Genomic DNA, 21,464 nt, shown 5'->3' on the forward strand with positions numbered 1-21,464 from the left:
AGACACACGAATCGAGGTCTCATGCTCTTCGCCATCCTTTGCGACGACAAGCCGGGAATGCAGGAAACGCGGGCGGCGGTGCGCACCGACCATCTGGCGCATCTGAACGCCTTGGGCGAACGGCTGAAATTCGCCGGCCCCTTTCTCGGCCCCGACGAGAAGCCGGTCGGCAGCCTGATCGTCGTGGATACGGGCAGCGAAGGCGAAGCGCGCGCCATCGCCGAGGCCGATCCCTATGCCAAGGCAGAAATTTTCGAGAGCGTCACGATCCGCCGCTGGAACTGGGTCATCAACAACCCGGAAGGCTGAAGTGGCGTTCTGGCTCTTCAAGTCCGAGCCCTCCTCCTGGTCCTGGGACAAACAAAAGGCGCGAGGTCAGGCCGGCCAGGAATGGGACGGCGTGCGCAACTATCAGGCCCGCAACTTCATGCGGGCGATGAAGGTGGGCGAGCGCGGCTTCTTCTACCATTCCAACGAGGGCAAGGCCGTGGTCGGCATCGTGGAGGTGGCGGCCGAAGCCCATCCCGATTCCACCGCGACGGAGGGCACGTGGGAATGCGTGGATTTGCGCGCCCTCGCCGATCTGCCGAACCCGGTGACGCTGGACGCCATCAAGGCCGAACCCGATTGCCGGAACATGGTGCTCGTGCAGAATTCCCGCCTGTCGGTGCAGCCGGTCGGGGAAGAGGAGTTCCGCACCGTCTGCCGGATGGGCGGCCTCGATCCCGAGACGATCGGGGTTTGAATAAGGCGTGCCGCCGGAACCGATCGGCGGCATGAACATTACCGGAACATTCCTCTTGGAGTGAACCGATGGACAACCCGAAGAACGCCGCGCCGTCCAACGCTGAAAAGGACCCGGACGACTGGACCACGGGCGGCGAGCCGATGACAGGCGCACAGGCCTCCTATCTGAAGACGCTCTGCGAGGAAACCGACACGCCCTTCGACGAGAACCTGACCAAGGGCGACGCATCCAAGCTGATCGACGAGCTTCAAGGCAAGAGCAAGCGGCTGAAGGACGCCTGACAAGGCTCCCACTATGCCCTTGAACCCTGCCGGGCCCACAGAGCGCCCGGCACCGTTTCGCTGGCTATTTGAAGTGTGCAGCCGCAATATGGGGTTGATTCTAACGCGACGTTAAGTGTCGTCCTGCGAAAGTTCGCCGATCGTGTTTCGGTGGTCGGATGTTCGGCGCGTTTCTACACCCTTCGGCTTTCCAGGCGCGCCTCGAGGCGTCCTGGCACGATGCCTGCCATGGGCAACCGAGGTCGTGTCTCGTTCTTGCGGAGCAGATCTGGAAAGAAGCGCAGGAAGCAGCCGACATTTACGGGACCAGCGTCGCCCTGCGGCTGATGGCCTGGGCCGGCTTCCAGCTTGGCGAAGCCGAGACGGCGATCGGCCGGGCGCGGGAAGCGGGCTTCATCGCGGCTCGCCTCGGCGACCATGTCGGCATCGCCTGGGCGCAGGCCATGCAGGCTTGGCTCCTTCTGGAATGCGGCCTGTCCGAACAGGCGGCGGAAATCGCCAGCCAGGCCTTCGCCGAAAGCGACAAACTTCCCGTCGACGTGAAGGGTTTCGTCGCAAACGTCCTCGGCGTCGTTCTCTGGTACTGCAAGCACTTGGAGCGGGCGCGAGAACTCATCGAGAGCGCAGTCGCGGCCGCCCGTTGCGGCCCGCCCGTGGTTCTCGGCTGGTGGATCATCAATCTCGCCGGCGTGGAGTGCGACCGCGCCTCGATCCGCAAAGGCGAGGAGGACGACGCGCAGGCGCAGCGACTCCTGGCCGACGCCCTGAGGATCAACGAGGAGGCGGTCGGGATCGCGAACGCCGAGGGAGACCTTTGGGGGTTGCAGATCGCTCTCTGCAACAAGAGCGAATATCTGATGACCTCCGAGCGCGGAGCCGAGGCGATGGCGGTCCTGAGCGGCTGCCGGGAAATCTGGGACACGCTCGGCTGCCGCTCTCAGCTCCAGTTCCTTTACACCAAGAGCGAAGTCCTCATCCATCTGCGCCATTTCGAGGAAGCGGAGGAAATCTGCCGACTGGCGCTCGATCTGGCCGAGCGGACGCAACAGAAGGATTCGGAAGCCTACGCCCTTCGCTATCTTTCACGCATCCACGAGGAGATCGGGCAGTTCGAGGAAGCGCTGCGATACTTCAAACGCTTCCACGAGACCAATGCGCGCGCCGCCGGCCATCAGGCCCAGCAGCGCGCCCGCATCGCGGAGATCGTCTGCGAGAACGACCGCATTCGCCAGATGGTCGGCGAGGCTCGCGCGCAGCTCGAAACCATGACCCGCATGTCGCGGATCGATCCCCTGACCGGCCTTCTCAACCGGCGCGGCTTCGACGCGCTCGTGGCCGAGCTCGCGCATCTGGGAAAGCCTTTCGCGCTGGCGATCCTCGACCTCGATCGCTTCAAGGCCATCAACGACAGTCATTCGCACATCGTCGGCGACGAGGTGCTGAAGTGCACGGCGCGCATCCTCACCGCCCTGTGCGGCGAGACCCATCACGCGGTGCGCCTGGGAGGCGAGGAATTCGTGCTTCTCGTGGATTGCGCCACCATGGGTCATGCCCGCTCGTTCTGCGAAGCGGTCCGCATCGCGATCCAGGAGCATGACTGGTCCGGTATCGCGCTCGGCCTCGCCGTCACGGTGAGCATCGGCGTGGCGATGGTGGAGAACGATCCCGCCCTCGCCTTGGCGAGCGCCGATAACCGGCTTTATGCGGCCAAGGCAGGCGGGCGCAACCAGGTTCGCTGGCTCGAAGCCGCCGACACGCGCAGCGTTTCGGCGGCCGTCGCCTGACAAGGAGGTTCAGGCGGCCCGGCGGGGCAGGATCTCCACCGGAATGGCTTTCGCCGCCGGCGTATGGGCCTCCGAATCGTGATGCCAGAGCGGCAGAAGCGGGTTGAGTTCGGGATAATAGCCCGCCACCGCCCCCTTCGGAATCGAGAAGGCGTGAACGCGGTAGTCCTCGACCTTGCGCACCACCCCGTCGCCGGCATGGGTCATCACGTCCACCCGGTCCTCGTCCTTCAGGCCCATCCGTTCCATGTCCTCCCGGTTCATCAGAACGATCATCCGCGAGCCCTTGATCCCGCGCAGGCGGTCGTCATAGCCGTAGATCGTCGTGTTGAACTGGTCGTTGGAGCGGACCGTCAGAAGGGTCAGGATGCTCTTCCCATCGACATGGATGTCGGGATTGACGTCCATGCCGGTCGGCACGAGGAAATTCGCCTTCTTCGTTTCCGTGTTCCATTCGCGCCGGCAGGCCTTCAGGTCGCGGTGGAAGCCGCCCGGCTGAAGGAAGCGCGCGTTGAAGTCGTGGAAGTCGTCCCAGACCTTAGTGAACTCGTCGCGGATCACCGCGTAGTTCGCCACCCACGCGTCCCAGGGAATGGTGGAGCGGCCAGGCACCGTCGCCTTGGCGAGTTCCGCGATGATTTTCGGCTCCGACAGGAGTTCGGGCGAAGCGGGTTTGCGCCAGCCGATCGAGCCGTGGATGCAGGCGGTGGAATCCTCCATCGAGACATGCTGCGGCCCGCTCGCCTGGATGTCCTCCTCGATGCGGCCGAGGCAGGGGAGGAGATACGTGACCTCGCCCGGCAGGAGGTGATTGCGGTTGAGCTTGGTGGCGATCTGCACCGACAGGCGGAGGCGCATCCAGGCCGGCTCGATCAGCGCCGTTTCGGGCACCGCGCGCGAGAAATTGCCGCCGAGCGAGATGAAAGCCTTCACCGAACCGTTCAGGATACCTTCGCAGGCCTTCACCGTGGTGAGACCCTCCTCGCGCGGCGCCTTGAAGCTGTAGAGCTTCTCGAAGGTGTCGAGCGGGGTCAGTTCCGGCTTTTCGGTGATGCCGACCGTGCGCTGCCCTTGCACGTTGGAATGGCCTCGGATCGGCGACACGCCGGCGCCGGGCTTGCCGACATTGCCGCGCATGAGGAGGAGGTTGCACAGCATCTGCACGTTCTGGACGCCGTGCCGATGCTGGGTCAGACCCATGCCGTAATTGCCGATCACCGCCTCGGCCCGCGCATATTGGCCGGCGACGCGCTCCAGATCGTGGCGCGCGATACCGGAAATGCGTTCGATATCGGCCCATTGGCTGTCGCGCAGATATTGCTCGAACTCGGCGAAGCCGTGGCCGTGCTCGGCGATGAAGTCGATGTCGAGAACGCGCTTGGCCCCCGCTTCCCGCGCCGCGTCGTCGAGATCGAGCACCGCCTTGGCGATGCCGGTCATCGCCGCGATGTCGCCGCCGGGGCGAATTTGGAAGAAGTCGCTCGACATCTTCACGCCCTCGTCGGGCGTCAGCATCTCCACCGGCGATTGCGGGTCCTTGAAGCGCATCAGACCGCGTTCGGGCAGCGGATTGAAGGTGACGACCGGCACGCCCCGCTTCCGGGCGTCATGCACCTGATGAAGAAGGCGCGGCGCGTTCGTCCCCGTATTGTGCCCGAAGAAGAACATCATGTCGCATTTGTCGTAGTCCTCGATCTGCACCGTGCCCACCGGCGAGCCGATGGATTTGGGCAACCCGACCGAGGTCGATTCGTGGCACATGTTCGAGGAGTCCGGCAGGTTGTTGTTGCCGTAGATGCGCGCGAAAAGCTGCCACATGTAGGAGGCTTCGAGCGAGGCCCGCCCCGAGGCGTAGAAGACGGCGGATTTCGGGTCGAGCTTGTTCAGTTCCGCCCCGATCTCGCGAAAGGCGTCTTCCCACTTCACCGGCACATACTGGTCGAGCGAGGCGTCGTAGCGCATCGGCGTCGTCAAACGCCCTTCCTTTTCCAGTTCATGGTCGGTCCAGTCGCGAAGCTCGGCGACCCGGTGACGCGCAAAGAAATCGCGGCTCGCCCGTTTCTTGGTCACCTCCCAGACGGTGGCCTTGGCGCCGTTCTCACAGAACTCGGCCAGATGCGGCTCGGCCGGTTTGGCCCAGGAACAGGAGACGCACATATAGCCGTCCGCCTTGTTCTGCTTGGTGAGCATCTTCGTCATGGTCTCGACGGAAAGCCCCTCGGCCAGGGTCTTTTCCGTCACCGACTTCAGCGAGCCCCAGCCGCCCGAAGGCGAGGTATAGGGCTCGACCGTCGGATGATCGGTGATCTCGCTACGTTTCATGGAACAAGAAACTCCCTGTCGGACGGAGGTCCCGTCAGGAAAACTCAACGAAGCGTCGAAGGCCCCGTTCCAGAATGATTATAAAATGACCCTGAGCCGGCTTCCGCATTTCAGGAACGGCGCGAGCCGGCGCATGTCGGCGGGAGAAAGCGCCACGCATCCGGCGGTCGGTGCGTAGGTCTCGCGCGCGATATGGAGGAAGATCGCGCTTCCCCGGCCCCGTGCACGGGATGTGATGTTCCAGTCGAGCACCACCACGAAATCGTAGAGCCGGTCCTCGCGCTGCATGGTCTCGGCGCTGGCGGGATGGGGCAGCCGCACGGGTCGGTTATAGGCGGGGTGCTCGGGCGCGTCGCACCAGCCGTCGCAAGCTCTGGAACGGCGCAGGGGCAGCGCCGTGCTGAGGCCCGGCATGCGGCCCGGCCGCGCCCAGGCGGACAGAATCCGCATGGTGGCCACCGGCGTTTTTCCGTCGCCTTCGCGCTTGGTCGTGCCGATGCCGCTTCGCCCGATGGCGGCGGGCAGGCGCAACGGGCCGGCCTGGACGATCCCGCGCGTCGGCGACAAAGGCGAGCGGCGAACGAGAATGGTCGATTTTCGGCTATTCTTGAGCATGACGCGCCGGAAATCCTCCCTATCTATGGGCATAGCAGTATCAGGCCACCACGGCGCCGGGCATTTGGCCGTGCGGCATATGGCAGTTTCGCGAGGCGAAGGCGACAAAGGGTTCATGAGCGCACGCAGCATCCTGATCGTGGACGACGACGACGACCTGAGACAGACCCTCGCCGAGCAGCTTTCGCTGCACGAGGAATTCTCGGTTTCCCAGGAGCCGACCGCGACGAAGGGGATCGCCGCGGCGCGCGCCGGGCTGATCGACCTCGTTTGCATGGATGTCGGCCTGCCCGACATGGACGGGCGCGAGGCCGTGAAGGTCCTGCGCAAGTCCGGCTTCAAGGCGCCGATCATCATCCTGACGGCGCAGGACACCGATTCCGACACGATCCTCGGGCTGGAAGCGGGCGCCAACGATTACGTCACGAAGCCTTTCCGCTTTGCCGTGCTTCTCGCCCGCATCCGGGCGCAGCTTCGCCAGCACGAGCAGTCCGAGGATGCGACCTTCCAGGTCGGCCCCTATATCTTCAAGCCGAGCCAGAAGGTGCTTCTCGACGACAAGGGCGGCAAGATCCGCCTCACCGAGAAGGAAACGGCGATCATCCGCTACCTCTACCGCGCCGATCGCCGGGTCATCACCCGCGACGTGCTTCTGGAAGAGGTGTGGGGCTATAATTCCGGCGTCACCACGCACACGTTGGAAACGCACGTTTACCGCCTGCGCCAGAAGATCGAGCCCGATCCCTCCAACGCCCGCCTGATCGTCACGGAAGCCGGCGGCTACAAGCTGATGCCCTGAGGCAAGGCCCCAAAGGCTTGCGCCGAACTTGATCCGCGAGCCGGATGAGCGCTTCGCGGATTTCCTTGGGCTGGCGTTGAGGCTATAGAATCACCAGGGCCCCGGTCGCTTCGGACCGGTGCCGACGATGTTGCGGGACCGTGCCCGCGCGGGCAGAGCCATGGTCCCGCGCCGGCCGGAAGGGGGAGCGATCACCACCGGATGAGCCTCGAAAGCGACATCGCGGTGTTCGAGACTGTTCCTTTGTTCGCTGGTCTTTCAGGAGACCAGTTGCGAATGCTTGCCTTCGGATCGGAACATCGGCGGCTTCGCCAGGGCGAAACGCTGTTTCGGCTGGCGGCGCGCTCCGATGCCGGCTTCGTCGTGGTGTCGGGAGAAGTCGAACTCCTGCGCCCGCAAGGCGGCGTTCAGGTTGCGGTCGGCCGGTTCGGGCCGGGCTCGCTTCTGGGGGAACTGGCGCTTCTCACCGAAACGCGCCGCCCGGCGACCGCCGTGACGCTGACGGATTGCGATCTGATCCGCATCACCCGGCCCTTGTTCCGCCGGATGCTGGAGGAATATCCCGAGATCGCCGGCAAGCTCTACGATATCCTGGCCGAGGACCTGGCGCGCATGACCGCCGACATCCTGGCCCTGGAGGATCGGTTCGGCTGATAAGTCATCCTGTCGCAGTTCACGCCGGACCGCCATTTCGGCCGGAGGAAAGCCGTGGGCAACCTGCCGGCGCGTAACCGCTTCGGTTGCGAAGATTAAGAATTCATAATAGCTCATGAAGCACCGGCGGACGCCATGTCGGTGTTCCGTCGATTTTTTGGCCCGACGCCGAGCCGGGAAGAGCACATGACTTTATCCTGGTCAATTTTCGGTCGCAAACCTGCTCCGGAAGCTCTTTCGGAAGAACGGAGCGCGGCGCCCAGGATGGCGCCGGAACGGCCGGAATCCGCCGCTCCTTCATTCGCCGGGCGGCCGAGCGAAAAGCCGGTCGGCATGGACGGCATCGGCCAGCGCAGCGAGATGCTGCGGGTCCGCTTCAGCCGGATGATCGACCGGCTGGAAGAGCTGAAATCCCTCGGCGACGAATTCAACGAAATGATCGAGCCGCTCGACTCGATGTTCATGGAACTGCCGCAGGCCAAGGCGCGGGTGCAGGAAACCGAAGCGCTTCTGGCGCGCGAGATCCACAATGGCCGGGACCTGCGACGCGAAGTCGAGAGCCTGTCCAACGCCATCTCCTCGCTCCAGGCCGAGAACGCCAATCTCGACACGCGGCAGGGCAAGCTGGAAGGCGAACTGGTTTCGCAGACCGCGGTCGCGGAAGAGCGCCTTCTCCTGCTGTCGCAGAAGATGTCGCTGATCGAAACGCTGGAACGGCAGGTCGCGGGCGATGCCGAGCATCGCGAGCATCTGGAAGCCGAACTCGGCTTCAAGCGCGCGGAGAATCTAGCCAACGAGCAGGCGCTGGACCGGGCGGAAGCCAGTCTTCGCCGGGAAATGGAACAAGGCGTCGTCAACGAAGGCGAAATCCGCCGCTTACGCATCCTGTCGGAAACGCAGGCCGAGAAGCTGGGGCTTCTGGAAGCGCGCAACGCCGAACTCCTGCAGCAGCGCGAAAACCAGCAGCTCGCCTTCACCGCGCTGGAAGCCCGGATGGCGGGCGAGGTCGCCTTCCGCGAAAAGCTGGAAACGGACAGCGAAGCGGCGCTGGCGCAAGGCAATGCGGAGCGCGCGACGCTCGGCCTGAAGCTGGAAGCGGTGACTGCCCGTTTGTCGACCACGGAGCAGATTCTCGAATCCACCCGCAACCACTTCCGCGAAAAGGACGATGCGCTGCGCGCCGCCGAGCGCTCGCTGAAGGAACTGGCGCTGGAGCGCACGACGCTCGGGCGGCGTCTGGAAAGCGCGCGGGCCGAGATCGAGCGGTATCTTGCCGACGCGCATACCGACCAGCGCGGGCGCAAAGAACTCGAAGAGCGCAACGAGATGCTGAACAAGGCGCTGGCGGCCAAGGACGCGCTCGTGGAAAACGCCACGACGCGCATCGGCAGCCTGAACGTCAGGCTGGAAACCGCGACGGCCCGCTTCGAAAGCGACCGCATCGCCCTGGAAGCGGCGAACCGGCGGCTGGTGGAGGAACTGGAAGGCGAGCGTGCCGAGCGCACGCTGGCGCAAGGCGCGCTGGAGATCGCGCGCGACAATCGCGTCGCCCTTCAGCGCCAGAACGAGGTGCTGCGCCGCGCCGCGCGGATGGTCAGCGTCGTCGGCGAGGACGATCACGCGCGCGCCGAAGACGGACAAACGGTGGAACCATCGAATGTCAGCCCGTTTTCCCCCAAGAAGAATCCCTAACAAATGTTGAACGCGGCGATTTCTAACCGCCGTTCTCGCCCGTTTCGGGGTATGATGGGATGAAGATCAGGGGAGCCGGACCATGACCTCCAACGCCAAGTCACACGAACTCTATGAGGGCGTCGAGTGGACGCTGCGGGGCGCGAGCGAAGAGATGGCTCCCATGAACAACGACGATCAGCCTCGCGTCCTGGCGCTGGCGCCGGTGCCGCTCCCCTCCGCTTCCCGCTCGGGCGAAGCGAGCGACGCCCCGGCGCGCCCGGACTGGGCCTCGGCCATCACCCTCGTCCAGGAAGCCGCCGAAGCGATCCGCTACCGGGAAGACCGCATCGAGCAGTTGCGCCGCGCGGCCGAGGAGCAGACCCAGCAGCACCTTGCCGATCTGAAAGCCGTTCATGCCCAGCTCATGGCGGCGCAGAAGGAGATCGAAGCGGCCAATGCCCGCGCCGACGCCGCCGAAGCGCGCACCCGCGAAGCCAACGAATGGCTCGGCAAGCTGCACGAAGCGATCACCGGCAACCTTTCCTCGATCGGCCGCATCTGACCATGGACACCGCCCTGAACGACACGGGCAAGGAAACGTCCTTCGACGAATGGAGCGACCCCAACCCGGTCGCGTCCATGTTCGAGCGGCCGATGGCGTCGCCCACGCCCGAAGAAGCGTCCGCCCCCAGCCAGGTTTCGGTCTATACCGGCGGCTTCGTGCGCCAGGACTGGTCGAACGCCATGCTTCTCGTGGAGCGCGCGGCGCGCACGATCCGCGACTACGAACAGAAGTTCACCACCATCGAGCGCGATGCCCGGCAGTTCCTGAAGCGCGTCGAGGAAGACCAGATCCGCTATTGCGACCAGATCGCCAGCTTGGAGCTTCGCTTGAAGCAGACGGAAGAGCGGTTGAAGGCGGCCAATGCCGAGAACTGGGACAGAAAGCTCCAGATCCAGCAGTTGCAGAAGAATCTGCGCGCCGCCGAGGAGGAGATGAACCAGTCGAGCGATTACATCCGCAAGGTGGAAAGCCTTCTCGGTAACTTTTGAAGAGAACCCGGCCGGGTCAATCCTCTCGAACCCGTTTCAGGCAATCGAGGACAGTGCTTCGACAAACCTGTCCGTCCCGGATTTCCGGTGATCGACCCTGCCATTGCCGATAGGCGGTGATGAACTGCTCGTTCTTGTATCCGTAGGTTTTCGCACGCTTATTGGAACGGCTCGCCAAAAGCGCCGTTGGCGTGATGGCCATATGCGCGGCGAGCCGACGAAAGACCCAAGGCTCGGAGCCCCGATCCTTCTCGATGACCTCGATATGGTACCAGGGGTCCTCTCCCCCAGGCGCGGGCTTCCTGTAGATCGCGGCCCAGGTGACCGTCTTGGCGTCGGCTGCCAGGACGACGTCTCCGGCCAGTTCTTCGGGAGCGGCCGGGCCGGAATATCCAGCAAGCAGACTCGCCACGACGATCCCAACCATGGCCGGATGCCGACGGTTCGAAATGCCATCGCGGGCAACATGTTCGGAAAGCTTCATGGGATCGCTCCCGCCTGCGGATGAAATGTCTTGCGTCTTTCCCTTCTAGGATTTGCCCTTCCTCCGCGCAATCTGTCGATGGATTCGAGGTGGGCGACGGCATCGGCAGCCCGGACGAATGACTCGCCCCGAAGCGACGAACTCGTCAGGCGCTTTTCGCTAGCCATCACGTCCGATCTTGAACTCGCTCATGCCTCGCCGCCAGGAGGACGAGCTTGAAGCCGGGCTCTTCGGGCGCCACGAGCGTCGCTTGTTCGAAGGCGATGGCCCCGCGCTCGGGATGGTGGAAGCGCCGTAAGCCGCCTTCGCGGCCGAGCACCCGGCGCTCGCGCCACCATGTCGCGAAATCCGCGTCCACCAGAAGAGCCTCCACCAGAAACGCGGAATCCGGTTCGCTCAGGCTTCGAACTTGATCGGCCCGGAACTCGGCGACGAGGCGGCGCGCGCGGTCCGGCCAGTCCACGATGAGCGAGCGGGCGGCGGGGTCGAGGAAAACGAAGCGCAGGAGATTGGGCTTGGGCGCGCCGAGCCAGGACCCGAAAAGTGTGACTGCCGCAGGATTGAAGGCGGCGACGTTCCATTGCCGGTCGAGGAGATAGGCCGGCTCCTCCTGCCGCTCCACGAGCGCTTTCAGGATGGGCGGGGCCGCCCCTTCGCCGGGTTTCTCGCCATCGGGATCGCCCTTGCCGGCAAGGGCGAAGAGATGCCGGCGCTCCGCCCGCCCGAGCCGCAGAGCTTGCGCGATCCGGGCAAGCGCGGCGGGCGAGGGCGAAACCTCCCGTCCCTGCTCGATGCGTGCGTACCAGACGGGGCTGATGCCCGACAGATCGGCCACTTCCTCGCGCCGGAGACCGGGCGTGCGGCGTCGACGCGCGCCGGAGCTTGATGCTGCGGCAGGCACCGCCTCGCGCCGCGCCCGCAAGAATGCGCCGAGCTCGCCGCGCCGGAAGTTCGGATCGTCCATGGCACTTCTTATACCAGGATAACGAGGCGTATTGTCCCTCTCTTGACGCCATGCGACCTCGGTTTCGCCAACACGTCAAACAAGAGAAAATCCATGGCAAGAGACCATTCCGCCGTCGTCGACCGCCAGTTCGGCGCGCGGGCAGAGGCCTATGTTTCCAGCGCGGTTCACGCTTCGGGCGCCGATCTCGACTGGATGGAAGACATCGCGCGCGCCTTGCATCCGGCGAACGCCCTGGATCTTGGCTGCGGCGGCGGCCACGTTTCCTATCGCGTCGCGCCGCACACGGCGCGCACGGTGGCCGCCGACCTCTCGCCCGACATGCTGGCCGCCGTGGCGCAGACGGCGACCGCGCGCGGGATCGGCAATATCGAGACCGTCCAGACCCGCGCCGAGGTGCTGCCCTTCGCCGATGAGAGCATGGATCTCGTTCTCACCCGCTTCAGCGCCCACCATTGGAGCGACGTCGAAGCGGGCCTGCGCCAAGCGCGGCGCGTTCTGAAGCGGGGCGCGCCCTTTCTCGTGGTGGACGCAGCCTCGCCCGGTCCCGCCCTTCTCGACACGCATCTCCAGGCGGTGGAAGCCCTGCGCGATCCGAGCCATGTGCGCGATTATTCGGGCAGCGAATGGCAGGCCATGCTCGGCCGAGCGGGCTTCACCGTCCGGCGGATGGAGGCCCATCGCCTGCGCATGGATTTTGCCACCTGGACGGCGCGGATGCGAACGCCCGACGTCGCGGTGGCGGCCATCCGCTATCTGCAGGACGCTCTGCCGGAAGAGGCAAAACAGGCATTCTCGATCGAGCCGGATGGCAGCTTCCTTCTCGACACCATCTGGATCGAGGCGGCGTAACCCGGCGGCAACAGGTGGCCGGCGCGGCGGCTTTAAGCTTTCGTCAACCACATTCGGCCACGGTTCTTGTCCACATCGCCAGACGGCCGGAGCCGAGGGGGCAAGCGGCCAAGCCTTTTTGACGAGACCTTGATGAAGACGATCGTTCCCGCCCTCGCCGCCTTGGCGATCCTCGCCGGCTGCACCACCAATCCCTATACGGGCGAGTCCCAGCTTTCCAACACGGCGACGGGCGCCGGCCTCGGCGCGGGCGCGGGCGCGCTCGGCGGCTTCCTCGTCGGCAAGGCGACGGGCGTCAATTCCGGCACGGCGGCGCTGGTCGGCACCGGCGTCGGCGCGCTGATCGGCGGCGGCCTCGGCGCCTATGTCGACAACCAGGAATCGGAGCTTCGCGGCTACCTGCGCGGCACCGGCGTGTCGGTGACGCGCGTCGGCAACCGCATCGTCCTCAACATGCCCTCCAACATCACGTTCCCGACCGACGGCGACCAGATCCTGCCGGCCTTCGATCCGGTCTTGAACTCGGTCGGCCTCGTTCTGCGCAAATACGACCGCTCGCTGGTGGAGATCGCCGGCCATACCGACAGCCAGGGCTCGGACAACTACAATCTCGACCTGTCGCGCCGCCGCGCCTTGGCGGTGGAGGACTTCCTGACCGAAGTCGGCATCGACGCCCGCCGCTTCGACGTGCGCGGCTATGGCGAAACGCAGCCGATCGCCGACAACTTCAGCGAAGCGGGCCGCGCCGCGAACCGCCGCGTCGAGGTCTCGATCATTCCGACGGAAGGCGGCGGCGGTGGCCGCCCGATGGCGGCCTACTAAGAACGACGCATTCCGGCCGCTCGCTCCTTGCGGGCGGCCGTTGCCCGATCGCGATCCTTTAGCTTTCGCCGCGCGGCTGGAGGCGACGATCAGAGATTCAGCGTGACGGACAAGGGCACATGGTCGGAGGGGCGGTCCCAGCCGCGCGCTTCCTTCAGGACCTCATGAGCGGTGGTGAGCGGCACGAGATCGGCCGAGCCCCAGATATGGTCGAGGCGACGGCCCTTGTCGGCGGCGAGCCAGTCCTTGGAGCGGTAGCTCCACCACGTATAGAGCTTCTCCTCCATCGGCACGCGGGCGCGAATGAGATCGGCCCAGGCCCCGTCCTGCATGGCCAGAAGCAGCCCCTCGGTCTCGACGGGGGTGTGCGAGACGATCTTAAGAAGCTGCTTGTGGCTCCAGACATCGGTCTCGTAAGGCGCGATGTTGAGATCGCCGACGAGGATCGCCGAAGTGTCCGGCTCGGCAAAGGCCGTGACGCGGCGCATTTCCTCGATGAAGTCGAGCTTGTGGCGGAACTTGTCGTTGATCGCCGGGTCCGGCTCGTCGCCGCCGGCCGGAACGTAGAAGTCGTGGATGCGCAAGGCCCGGCCGCCGACCTCGATCCTGACGGACAGGTGCCGGGCGTGCTCGATGCCGCAGAAGGTCTGGCGCACGATATCGCGGAAAGGGTGTTTCGAGATCACCGCGACGCCGTGATAACCCTTCTGGCCGTGGATCGCGACGTGATCGTACCCCAGCGCGTGGAAGGCCTCGCGCGGGAAGAGATCGTCCGGGCACTTGGTTTCCTGAAGGCACAGGACGTCCGGCGCGCGGGTCTTGAGGTAGCGCTCGACCAGATCGATGCGCAGGCGCACGGAGTTGATGTTCCAGGTGGCGAGCGTGAAGGGCATGGAAGCGTCCGGCTGAAGAGACGGACCTTATGCGAAGGAGCGGGCGGCGACGCAAGCCGTGCCGTCGCCCGCCGGTTCGAAGATCAGCCCGCGCCCCAGAGCTTCGGGATCTGCTGGATGATGGTCAGGATCGACAGCCCGCCGAACAGAAGGAAGGCCCATACGAGCGCCGCGACCCGGAACGCCGCCGGCCGTATCTCGGGAACGAGAACGCGGCGGTTGAGAACGAGAAGAAGCAGCGAATACATGAACATCATCAAACCGCCGGTGCAGGCCGAGATGACGAGGAGCACCAAAGGCTGGGTGAGGCCCACCAGAAGCACCACGACGCCGATAGCGACGAGCGCCCAGACGATGCCGAAGTAAAGCCGGCTCTCGTTGGCCTGCCGGAGATAGGAGGTGCGCAGCACGTCGGCGGCAAGGCGCGCCGTGTAGTCCACGATGCCGGTCGCCGCTCCGAAGAGCGAGAACGCGCCGATGAACCAGAACAAGGCGCCGAACCAGCCGCCGACCCGTTCGCTGAGGACCTGCCCCTCGCGCTGCACGAAGGCGACGGAATTGCCGAGGCCTTCCTGCCCGTAGACCGTCGCATAGGCGAGCAGCGAGGTGAAGGTGATCGTCACGAAGGTGATGAGCACGAAGGTCAGAAGCTGTTCCCAGTTGGCGAAACGCCACCACCGGTTCCAGCGGGTCATGTTCTCCGGCGTCGGTTCGAACACGAAGCCCGTCGAGGGCGCGGCCTCGGTGGCGCCGGTCAGAAGGCTTTTGATCTTCGGGACATAGGAGCCCATGCCGAAGCCCTTGTCGCGAATCCAGTTGGACTGGCAGAGGTTCTGGCCGCCGCCCGCGCCGGCGAAGGCGAGCGCCCCGAGAAGCAGCGCGAATCCGAGCTGCGAGGGGATCGTGGCGCCGGTGACCACCTGCGGAAGGGCGGCCCAGTCCTCGGCGGTGATCACGAAGAAGGCCGAGATGACGATCAGGAGGCCGACCGCCGCCACCTTCACCATCTGAAGGCGCTCCAGGATCACGTAGACCACGGGCGCGAGCGTCAGGATGAGGCCGATGACGATCAGCATCGCGATAGCGATCCAGCGCGGTTCGCCGCCGACGATATAGGACAGCATGGTGGCCGAACTCGTCGCCCAGCCCGGCCAGAGATTGGCGAAGCAGGTCATCAGCGCGAAGACGAGCCCCCAATGCCGCCAGAAGCGGCTGAAGCCGGTGAGCACCGTTTCGCCGGTGGCGAGCGTGTAGCGCTCGATCTCCATGTTCAGGAAGAACTGGGTCATCACGCCCAGAAGCGCGGCCCAAACGAAGGCCATGCCGACCTGGGACGCGATATAGGGGTACAGGATGAACTCGCCGGACGACAGGCCGACGCCGGCCGCGACGATGCCCGGCCCGATCAGGCGGGCGGTGTTGTCGGGCGCGGCCGGCAGATCGCGCACCTCAGGCCGGCCCAGCACGCGCGTCGGAAACAGATCGGCGGCAGAGCCACCCTTTATGCGTTGATTGATGGACATCACCCCTCCCGCCGGTTGCATGCCAATTGGTGCAGGCAGGGGGTCTCGTCAATCGCTTGTCATGTGGGGCCGGAGGGCGCGGAGCGTCAGCCGCGCCAGCGCCAGACCGTCGTGCGCTTCACCTCGGCATCCTCCAGCGCGCGCGTGACGGGCACTTCGTGGGTGGACAGGTGCTCCACCTTATCCTTGGGCAGGTAGGCGCGGCCCGGATCGCCGACCAGCACCTCGTGCCCCTGTTCAACGAGCCTGTCGAACCAGGGCGCGATGCGCGCGGCCATCTCGCGATCGAAGAACACGTCGCCCGCCAGCACCACCTCCGCCGCCACGTCGTGCCCGACGAGATCGAGGAGGCGGATGTCGAAGGTGACACCGTTCAACTCGGCATTGAGGCGCATGGCGGCGGGCGCGAAGGGATCGATGTCGACCGCCGTGACTTCGCGCGCGCCGGCCTTGGCGGCGGCGATGGCGACGAGGCCAGAGCCGGACGCGAAATCGAGAACGGTCCTGCCCCGCACCGTTTCGGGGCGGTCCAGAAGATGGCGCGAGAGGCCTTGGCCCCCCGCCCAGGCAAAGGCCCAGAAGGGCGGCGGCAGTCCGATCGCCGCCAGTTCCTCTTCCGTCCTGAGCCAGAGATCGTGCGCCTCGTCGGCAAGGCGCAGTGTCACTTCGGGAACATGGGGAGGCGCGAGCGGGCTCGTGTTGCTTTGAATGAAATGCTCGGCGCGGGCGGGGTCGATCCGTGGCGAAGCGGTGGCCTCGCTCACTTGTTGCCGGTCTGGCCCTGCGCGATCGCCGTATAGGGGATCTTGAACAGGGAATCCTGCACGGACACGCCGTTCTTGACGTTGTAGACCATCACGGTCGTGTCCTTGCCCTGCCCGTCGCGGATCGTCCATTGCCGCAGATCGTAGGTGGAAGGGTCGAACATCATGGTGATGCGCGAATTGCCGAAGATCGACTTGTCGCCCATGACGATGGTGGTGAGGTCCTTGTCCTGCTTCACGTCCTGAATATTGGCGGCCGACAGGTCGATGCGCTGGTCGAGAAGCAGCTTCATCGGGGTCTTGGACAGGGGATAAAGGTCCCAGGTGTTCAGCTTGCGGTTGTTGACGGCGACGTTGTTGCCGTCGGCGACGACGCGCACCGGCGTTCCCGCATAGTCGAAGCGGATGCGGCCGGGGCGCTCGATGAAGAACTTGCCTTCGGTCTGGCGGCCCTTGTCGTCGAACTGGACGAAATCACCGCTCATGGACCGGATGGAGGAGAAGTGATCGGCGACGGCCTGCGCCGCCGCGACGTCGCGCCCCTGCGCCACCGCCGCCCCCGGCAAAAGCGCCGCCCCGAGCGCGAGCGAGGAAGCGAGCGTCACGGCCGCCAAGCGACGGGCCGTCAGGCGGCGAAGAAAGCGGGTCGTGCGATCGATCATCATTTCCTCAACAAAGCGTCTCGTCGGACAGGATGCAGCTTGACCCCGCCGCATGGCACGGGGCTTGCCACGTCTCTTCCCCTTCTATTGGTGGCGCATGAATCCGTCTTCAATAGGGCTTTGGAACCCGCCGCGCGAAGGGCGAGCGGGTTCGCCTTCCGATCACATCCTTGCGAAACGAAGCGATGGCGTCATCGCCAAGGCGTGATGAATGGTGGAACCGTTCCGCAAGTCATTCGCTTTCTAACTAAGTTGCTGGCGGCAAACGAGAACCGGCCGGCGAGATGCCAGGGAAACCGTCCATGCGCGAGGCTGCGAAACGCTCGGCGGATCACCGCGTACAGTCGGATGTCAGGCGCGTTCTTCAGCGCCTCCCGACATGGCAGGTCGAATATGTGCTGCCGCCCGAGCTTCAGGACAAGCTCGCCGAACTCGATCAGGCGGCGGCCAAGCTGACCACGAACAAGAAGCTTCTCTGAGTCCCGCGCTCCACGTCCGAATTTCGGGTTGCGTCGCCCGTTCCGGATGGTAACTCGCGAAAGCGAGCGGCCGGTTGGAAGGAAAGCGCATGCGGATCAGTTCACTCGGCATCTATCCGATCAAGGGTGCGCGGGGTCTTTTTCCCGACGAATCCGCAAGCACGCCGGCGGGCCTCGAAGGCGACCGGCGCTGGATGCTGGTGGACGAAACGGGGCGCTTCGTGTCGCAGCGCGAGTTCCCGCCGCTGGCACTTCTCGACGTCCTGCCCGACGAGGACGGGCTCCACCTTTCCTTTCCCGATGCCGGCGAGCGTTTCGTGCCGACACCCGATGGCGAGGAGCGCCTGTCCGTCACGGTCTGGAGCGACGAGGTGAATGCCGCCCATGCCGGCGCGGACCACAGCGCCGCGATCACGGCTTGGCTCGGCCGTTCGGTGCGGCTCGTTTTCTTCGACGACGCCTCGCGCCGGCTCGTGTCGCGCGACTGGACGGACCGCGACGTGCCGGTCGGTTTCGCCGACGGCTTTCCCCTTCTCGTCGCCACCACGGCCTCGCTTCGCGAACTCAGCCGCCGCATCGTATCGGCCGGGGGCGAAGCGGTGCCGATGAACCGTTTTCGCCCGAACCTCGTGATCGACGGTGCCGAGCCCTTCGCCGAGGATGGCTGGGCGGCGATCGAGGCGGGCGGTGTGGTCTTCGATCTCGTGAAGCCCTGCGCGCGCTGCGCCGTGACCACGGTGGATCAGGATCAGGGGAAGCGCGACGGCAAGGAACCTCTGGCGACGCTTGGAAAAACGCGCCGCTCGGGCGACAGCCAAGCGCCCGGCGCTCTGTTCGGCTGGAACGCGGTGCCGCGTGGGATCGGCATACTGAAGGTCGGCGACGAGGTACGGGTGGTGGAGCGCCGCGAGAATAGCTGGCCGATCGCCGTTTGAGCGACCGGCCGGGGGCGGATGAGGCCCCTCCCCGTCACATCTTGTCTTCTTCGGTCGGCACCAGGATCTCGCGCTTGCCGGCATGGTTGGCCGGGCCGACGATGCCTTCGCGCTCCATCCGCTCGATGATCGAGGCAGCGCGGTTGTAGCCGATCTGGAGCCGGCGCTGGACATAGGACGTGGACGCCTTGCCGTCGCGCAGGACCACGGCCACCGCTTGATCGTAGAGGTCGGTGGATTCCTCCAGGCCCGACACGTCCTCGCCCGAGCCGCCGCCCTTGCCGCCGGCCGGAGCCGAACCGCCGTCCTCGTCCTCTTCTTCAAGGATCGCGTCGAGATAGTCCGGCACGCCCTGCGTCTTCAGGTGCTTGACGATCTCCTCCACCTCGTCGTCGGCCACAAAAGGCCCGTGGACGCGCTGAATGCGCCCGCCGCCGGCCATGAAGAGCATGTCGCCCTGCCCAAGAAGCTGCTCGGCGCCCTGTTCCTGGAGAATGGTGCGGGAGTCGATCTTGGAGGTCACCTGGAAGGAAATGCGGGTCGGGAAGTTCGCCTTGATCGTGCCGGTGATGACGTCGACGGAGGGGCGCTGCGTCGCCATGATGACGTGGATGCCGGCGGCGCGCGCCATCTGGGCGAGGCGCTGGACGGTGCCTTCGATCTCCTTGCCGGCGACCATCATGAGGTCCGCCATCTCGTCGATGACGACCACGATATAGGGCAGCGGCGAGAGGTCGAATTCCTCCGACTCGAAGATCGGCTCGCCGGTCTCGCGATCGAAGCCGGTCTGCACGGTGCGCGAGATGGTCTCGCCCTTCTCGGCGGCGGTGGCGAGGCGCTGGTTGAAGCCGTCGATGTTGCGCACGCCGAGCTTCGACATCTTGCGATAACGGTCCTCCATCTCGCGGACCGTCCATTTCAGCGCCACCACGGCCTTCTTCGGATCGGTGACGACGGGCGCGAGAAGGTGCGGGATGCCATCGTAGATGGAGAGTTCCAGCATCTTCGGGTCGATCATGATGAGGCGGCACTCGGCCGGCGTCATCCGGTAGAGGAGCGACAGGATCATGGTGTTGATCGACACCGACTTACCCGAACCCGTGGTGCCGGCGACGAGAAGATGCGGCATCTTGGCAAGATCGGCGATCACCGGCTCGCCGCCGATGGTCTTGCCGAGCGCGAGCGGGAGCTTGGCCTTGTTACCGGAGAAGCTTTCCGAGGCGATCATCTCGCGGAAATACACGGTCTCGCGCTTGGCGTTCGGCAGTTCGATGCCGATGGCGTTCTTGCCGGGGATCACGGCGACGCGGGCAGCGATCGCCGACATGGAGCGGGCGATGTCGTCGGCGAGGCCGATGACGCGGCTCGACTTGATGCCGGGCGCGGGCTCCAGTTCGTAGAGCGTCACCACAGGGCCGGGGCGCACCTCGATGATCTCGCCCTTCACCGAGAAGTCGTCGAGAACGCCTTCAAGGAGGCGGGCATTGTCCTGCAGGACTTCCGGGGCAAGGCTCGCGTCGCGGCCCTTGGCCTTCGGGGGGGCCAGAAGATCGAGCGGCGGCAGTTCGAAGGGCGCGAGTTCACGCGACGGGGCATAGGCCATCGCGGCGGCGGCACCCGAACGTTGGGGCGCGGCGGGACGCGACGGGGCGGCGGCCGGCACGACGCGAACGCCGGACGATGGCGCCGGGGCGGCGGCGCGGGGCGCGGGTTCGGGACGCGGGGCCGGAGCGCGCATGGCAGGCTCGGTGCGGCGGGCTTCGGGCTCGGCCTTCGGTTTGCGCTTGCCCGGAAAGGCGACGATGTTGGCGGCGATCCCGCCGAGCCAGCCGGTCTCGGCTTCGGGCGCGGCGGCCGGGGCGACGCGGTCGTCCGCCACCATCACCGGCATGGCGTCCTCGTCCGGCTCAGCCGTTTCCTCGTCGAAGAACGGCTCGTCCTCGCCGTCCACCTCATGACGCTCGGCGAAGGGGCGGAACTCGTCCTGATCGTCCTCCTCCCCGGCGAAGGCCGGCTCGGAACGCTGCGCGGCGACGGGCACCATCGGCGTCTCGGCCTGAGGGCGCGGACGGCGCGCGGGCGGCGCGTCGAAATGGAAGGGCTCGGGCGCGTCCTTCAGCGTCGCGCCCTCGTCCTCGTCGGCCAGCGGGTCGACGTAACCGCCGCGATAGGGCGCGGCGACGCGGATCTCGCGCGCCGGGCGCGGCGCTTCGCGGATGGGAGCGGCGTCCTCGATGTCTTCCTCGCGCCAGTCGCGGAAGCCGTCGGCGAACTCGCCCGGATCGCGGCGCGAGGACGAGAACTCGGCGCGGCGGCGGCCGAAGGCGGCTTTCGCGGAATAAATGAAATGGGCGGCTGCGCCGAGCGCCAGGGCGAGACGGTTCTCGCGCGGCTCGTCGTCTTCCGCGTCATCCTCCACGGCGATGCGTCGTCCGTCCCGCGCAAGGGTCGGCACACCGGGTTGCGCGCGGTCGATGAGGCCGGCGCCGTTGAGGAACAGCCAGGCGGCGGGGGCGGCGAGGATCGCGGCGAGGATCAGCCCGAGCGTGCCCGTCGGATAGGAACCGATAACGGCGGCGGGCAGCTTCAGGACGATGTCGCCGGCCACACCGCCGAGGCCGATCGGCAGCGGCCAGCCGGCAGGGGCGGCGAAGCAGCCGAGCGCGGCGGAGCTCAGCACGATGCCGCCGATGGCGAACCAGGCGCGGCGCCAGATGCGGTCGACGGACCGGCCAAGGGCGATCTGCAGCCCCCAAATGATCGGCAAAGCGGCCAGAAGCACGGCGCCGAGGCCGAAGCACTGCATAGCGAGGTCGGCCATGACCGCTCCGGACGCGCCCGCGAAATTCTCGACGGCCTTATCGTTGGATTGCGACCAGGACGGATCGCCGACATTCCAGGTGGCGAAGGCGAGCGCCTGCCAAAGGCCGAGAAGCGTGAGCCCCGCCCCGCCCGCGATTTCCATCTGCCGGTGCAGGAAGCTCGGCGCTTCGCGCGCGGGAACGGGCGCTGCCACGCGAGCCGCCTGCTTCGTCCCGTTTCTGCCGATCGTCGTGGTGGCCATGCTTCAACCGCCCGTTCAGTTCATGCCTTGGCCCCGCCGCCGGGAGCGGCCGGGCATCGTCCGTTCCCGACCTTAAGGGTGCGCTGGTTAAA

22 protein-coding genes are annotated in these 21,464 nt (G+C 65.9%); 13 read left to right on the forward strand and 9 right to left on the reverse strand.

From position 1 onward, the window contains the following. Window positions 1-21 precede the first annotated feature (21 nt). From F9929_RS13125 to F9929_RS13140, 4 genes are all read left to right on the forward strand, one after another. Window positions 22-309 carry a YciI family protein gene (locus F9929_RS13125; protein ID WP_152047026.1) on the forward strand — a complete coding sequence of 96 codons (288 nt, stop codon included), beginning with the start codon at window positions 22-24 and terminating at the stop codon, window positions 307-309. A gap of 1 nt (window position 310) precedes the next feature. Beyond that, the gene (locus F9929_RS13130; protein WP_152047027.1) at window positions 311-745 is read left to right on the forward strand and encodes an EVE domain-containing protein; all 435 of its coding nucleotides are present in this window, start codon (window positions 311-313) and stop codon (window positions 743-745) included. Window positions 746-813: 68 nt separating this feature from the next. Further along, window positions 814-1,029 carry a DUF3072 domain-containing protein gene (locus F9929_RS13135; RefSeq protein ID WP_152047028.1) on the forward strand — a complete coding sequence of 72 codons (216 nt, stop codon included), beginning with the start codon at window positions 814-816 and terminating at the stop codon, window positions 1,027-1,029. 158 nt (window positions 1,030-1,187) lie between these two features. Further along, window positions 1,188-2,813: a tetratricopeptide repeat-containing diguanylate cyclase gene (locus F9929_RS13140; protein WP_152047029.1), complete on the forward strand. Its 1,626-nt coding sequence runs from the start codon at window positions 1,188-1,190 to the stop codon at window positions 2,811-2,813. A 9-nt stretch (window positions 2,814-2,822) separates the two neighbouring features. On the opposite strand, the gene F9929_RS13145 is transcribed toward F9929_RS13140, so the two are convergent. Then, window positions 2,823-5,135 carry an FdhF/YdeP family oxidoreductase gene (locus F9929_RS13145; protein ID WP_152047030.1) on the reverse strand — a complete coding sequence of 771 codons (2,313 nt, stop codon included), beginning with the start codon at window positions 5,133-5,135 and terminating at the stop codon, window positions 2,823-2,825. 78 nt (window positions 5,136-5,213) lie between these two features. Continuing rightward, window positions 5,214-5,750, reverse strand: a complete 537-nt coding sequence (locus F9929_RS13150; protein ID WP_235919267.1) for a L,D-transpeptidase family protein — start codon at window positions 5,748-5,750, stop codon at window positions 5,214-5,216. 115 nt (window positions 5,751-5,865) lie between these two features. Between F9929_RS13150 and F9929_RS13155 the strand changes: the two genes are divergently transcribed. The 5 genes from F9929_RS13155 (at window position 5,866) to F9929_RS13175 (ending at window position 9,930) form a co-directional block, all read left to right on the forward strand. Continuing rightward, on the forward strand, window positions 5,866-6,549 hold the full coding sequence (locus F9929_RS13155) for a response regulator transcription factor (RefSeq protein WP_152047032.1): 684 nt from the start codon (window positions 5,866-5,868) through the stop codon (window positions 6,547-6,549). Between the two features lie 201 nt (window positions 6,550-6,750). Next, entirely contained in the window at window positions 6,751-7,203 is a 453-nt protein-coding gene (locus tag F9929_RS13160) for a Crp/Fnr family transcriptional regulator (RefSeq protein WP_152047033.1), read from the forward strand. Window positions 7,204-7,467: 264 nt separating this feature from the next. Then, complete coding sequence (locus F9929_RS13165) at window positions 7,468-8,895, forward strand: hypothetical protein (RefSeq protein ID WP_152047034.1); 1,428 nt, start codon at window positions 7,468-7,470, stop codon at window positions 8,893-8,895. 82 nt (window positions 8,896-8,977) lie between these two features. Further along, window positions 8,978-9,439, forward strand: coding sequence for a hypothetical protein (locus tag F9929_RS13170; RefSeq protein ID WP_152047035.1), 462 nt, complete (start codon window positions 8,978-8,980; stop codon window positions 9,437-9,439). Window positions 9,440-9,441: 2 nt separating this feature from the next. After that, on the forward strand, window positions 9,442-9,930 hold the full coding sequence (locus tag F9929_RS13175) for a hypothetical protein (RefSeq protein ID WP_152047036.1): 489 nt from the start codon (window positions 9,442-9,444) through the stop codon (window positions 9,928-9,930). 16 nt (window positions 9,931-9,946) lie between these two features. On the opposite strand, the gene F9929_RS13180 is transcribed toward F9929_RS13175, so the two are convergent. After that, the gene (locus F9929_RS13180) at window positions 9,947-10,414 is read right to left on the reverse strand and encodes a DUF5086 family protein (protein WP_152047037.1); all 468 of its coding nucleotides are present in this window, start codon (window positions 10,412-10,414) and stop codon (window positions 9,947-9,949) included. Window positions 10,415-10,580: 166 nt separating this feature from the next. Beyond that, window positions 10,581-11,378 (reverse strand): helix-turn-helix transcriptional regulator, encoded by a 798-nt coding sequence (locus tag F9929_RS13185; protein WP_152047038.1) that lies wholly within the window; start codon window positions 11,376-11,378, stop codon window positions 10,581-10,583. Window positions 11,379-11,471: 93 nt separating this feature from the next. On the opposite strand from F9929_RS13185, the gene F9929_RS13190 reads away from it, so the two are divergent. Together F9929_RS13190 and F9929_RS13195 are read left to right on the forward strand one after the other, a co-directional pair. Beyond that, window positions 11,472-12,230: a class I SAM-dependent methyltransferase gene (locus tag F9929_RS13190; protein WP_152047039.1), complete on the forward strand. Its 759-nt coding sequence runs from the start codon at window positions 11,472-11,474 to the stop codon at window positions 12,228-12,230. A 132-nt stretch (window positions 12,231-12,362) separates the two neighbouring features. Beyond that, on the forward strand, window positions 12,363-13,052 hold the full coding sequence (locus tag F9929_RS13195) for an OmpA family protein (RefSeq protein ID WP_152047040.1): 690 nt from the start codon (window positions 12,363-12,365) through the stop codon (window positions 13,050-13,052). Window positions 13,053-13,141: 89 nt separating this feature from the next. Here F9929_RS13195 and F9929_RS13200 read toward each other — a convergent pair whose 3' ends face one another. The 4 genes from F9929_RS13200 to F9929_RS13215 all read right to left on the reverse strand — a co-directional run bounded on the left by F9929_RS13200 (window position 13,142) and on the right by F9929_RS13215 (window position 16,897). Further along, window positions 13,142-13,945, reverse strand: coding sequence for an exodeoxyribonuclease III (locus tag F9929_RS13200; RefSeq protein ID WP_152047041.1), 804 nt, complete (start codon window positions 13,943-13,945; stop codon window positions 13,142-13,144). A gap of 83 nt (window positions 13,946-14,028) precedes the next feature. Next, window positions 14,029-15,468: an Nramp family divalent metal transporter gene (locus F9929_RS13205; protein ID WP_152047042.1), complete on the reverse strand. Its 1,440-nt coding sequence runs from the start codon at window positions 15,466-15,468 to the stop codon at window positions 14,029-14,031. An 86-nt stretch (window positions 15,469-15,554) separates the two neighbouring features. Next, window positions 15,555-16,232: a class I SAM-dependent methyltransferase gene (locus F9929_RS13210; protein WP_152047043.1), complete on the reverse strand. Its 678-nt coding sequence runs from the start codon at window positions 16,230-16,232 to the stop codon at window positions 15,555-15,557. After that, complete coding sequence (locus F9929_RS13215; protein ID WP_152047044.1) at window positions 16,229-16,897, reverse strand: outer-membrane lipoprotein carrier protein LolA; 669 nt, start codon at window positions 16,895-16,897, stop codon at window positions 16,229-16,231. Before F9929_RS13215 ends, F9929_RS13210 begins: the two co-directional genes overlap by 4 nt. Window positions 16,898-17,196: 299 nt before the next feature. Here F9929_RS13215 and F9929_RS24025 point away from each other — a divergent pair, with 299 nt between their 5' ends. Both F9929_RS24025 and F9929_RS13220 read left to right on the forward strand, forming a co-directional pair. After that, the gene (locus F9929_RS24025) at window positions 17,197-17,373 is read left to right on the forward strand and encodes a hypothetical protein (RefSeq protein ID WP_193227749.1); all 177 of its coding nucleotides are present in this window, start codon (window positions 17,197-17,199) and stop codon (window positions 17,371-17,373) included. Between the two features lie 89 nt (window positions 17,374-17,462). After that, complete coding sequence (locus F9929_RS13220; protein ID WP_152047045.1) at window positions 17,463-18,308, forward strand: MOSC domain-containing protein; 846 nt, start codon at window positions 17,463-17,465, stop codon at window positions 18,306-18,308. Window positions 18,309-18,342: 34 nt separating this feature from the next. On the opposite strand, the gene F9929_RS13225 is transcribed toward F9929_RS13220, so the two are convergent. After that, the gene (locus F9929_RS13225) at window positions 18,343-21,372 is read right to left on the reverse strand and encodes a DNA translocase FtsK (protein WP_235919269.1); all 3,030 of its coding nucleotides are present in this window, start codon (window positions 21,370-21,372) and stop codon (window positions 18,343-18,345) included. Between the last annotated feature and the right edge of the window lie 92 nt (window positions 21,373-21,464).

Source organism: Aureimonas psammosilenae, from assembly GCF_009176975.1.
In the GTDB taxonomy this organism is placed as follows: domain Bacteria; phylum Pseudomonadota; class Alphaproteobacteria; order Rhizobiales; family Rhizobiaceae; genus Plantimonas; species Plantimonas psammosilenae.

Coding starts and splice junctions, on each gene's coding strand:
- F9929_RS13145 (WP_152047030.1), bottom strand. CDS start 5,135: ATGAAACGTAGCGAGATCACCGATCATCCGACGGTCGAGCCCTATACC.
- F9929_RS13165 (WP_152047034.1), top strand. CDS start 7,468: ATGGCGCCGGAACGGCCGGAATCCGCCGCTCCTTCATTCGCCGGGCGG.
- F9929_RS13125 (WP_152047026.1), top strand. CDS start 22: ATGCTCTTCGCCATCCTTTGCGACGACAAGCCGGGAATGCAGGAAACG.
- F9929_RS13215 (WP_152047044.1), bottom strand. CDS start 16,897: ATGATGATCGATCGCACGACCCGCTTTCTTCGCCGCCTGACGGCCCGT.
- F9929_RS13220 (WP_152047045.1), top strand. CDS start 17,463: ATGCGGATCAGTTCACTCGGCATCTATCCGATCAAGGGTGCGCGGGGT.
- F9929_RS13190 (WP_152047039.1), top strand. CDS start 11,472: ATGGCAAGAGACCATTCCGCCGTCGTCGACCGCCAGTTCGGCGCGCGG.
- F9929_RS24025 (WP_193227749.1), top strand. CDS start 17,197: ATGCGCGAGGCTGCGAAACGCTCGGCGGATCACCGCGTACAGTCGGAT.
- F9929_RS13140 (WP_152047029.1), top strand. CDS start 1,188: ATGTTCGGCGCGTTTCTACACCCTTCGGCTTTCCAGGCGCGCCTCGAG.
- F9929_RS13175 (WP_152047036.1), top strand. CDS start 9,442: ATGGACACCGCCCTGAACGACACGGGCAAGGAAACGTCCTTCGACGAA.
- F9929_RS13150 (WP_235919267.1), bottom strand. CDS start 5,750: ATGCTCAAGAATAGCCGAAAATCGACCATTCTCGTTCGCCGCTCGCCT.
- F9929_RS13135 (WP_152047028.1), top strand. CDS start 814: ATGGACAACCCGAAGAACGCCGCGCCGTCCAACGCTGAAAAGGACCCG.
- F9929_RS13195 (WP_152047040.1), top strand. CDS start 12,363: ATGAAGACGATCGTTCCCGCCCTCGCCGCCTTGGCGATCCTCGCCGGC.
- F9929_RS13160 (WP_152047033.1), top strand. CDS start 6,751: ATGAGCCTCGAAAGCGACATCGCGGTGTTCGAGACTGTTCCTTTGTTC.
- F9929_RS13205 (WP_152047042.1), bottom strand. CDS start 15,468: ATGTCCATCAATCAACGCATAAAGGGTGGCTCTGCCGCCGATCTGTTT.
- F9929_RS13155 (WP_152047032.1), top strand. CDS start 5,866: ATGAGCGCACGCAGCATCCTGATCGTGGACGACGACGACGACCTGAGA.
- F9929_RS13180 (WP_152047037.1), bottom strand. CDS start 10,414: ATGAAGCTTTCCGAACATGTTGCCCGCGATGGCATTTCGAACCGTCGG.
- F9929_RS13185 (WP_152047038.1), bottom strand. CDS start 11,378: ATGGACGATCCGAACTTCCGGCGCGGCGAGCTCGGCGCATTCTTGCGG.
- F9929_RS13200 (WP_152047041.1), bottom strand. CDS start 13,945: ATGCCCTTCACGCTCGCCACCTGGAACATCAACTCCGTGCGCCTGCGC.
- F9929_RS13225 (WP_235919269.1), bottom strand. CDS start 21,372: ATGGCCACCACGACGATCGGCAGAAACGGGACGAAGCAGGCGGCTCGC.
- F9929_RS13170 (WP_152047035.1), top strand. CDS start 8,978: ATGACCTCCAACGCCAAGTCACACGAACTCTATGAGGGCGTCGAGTGG.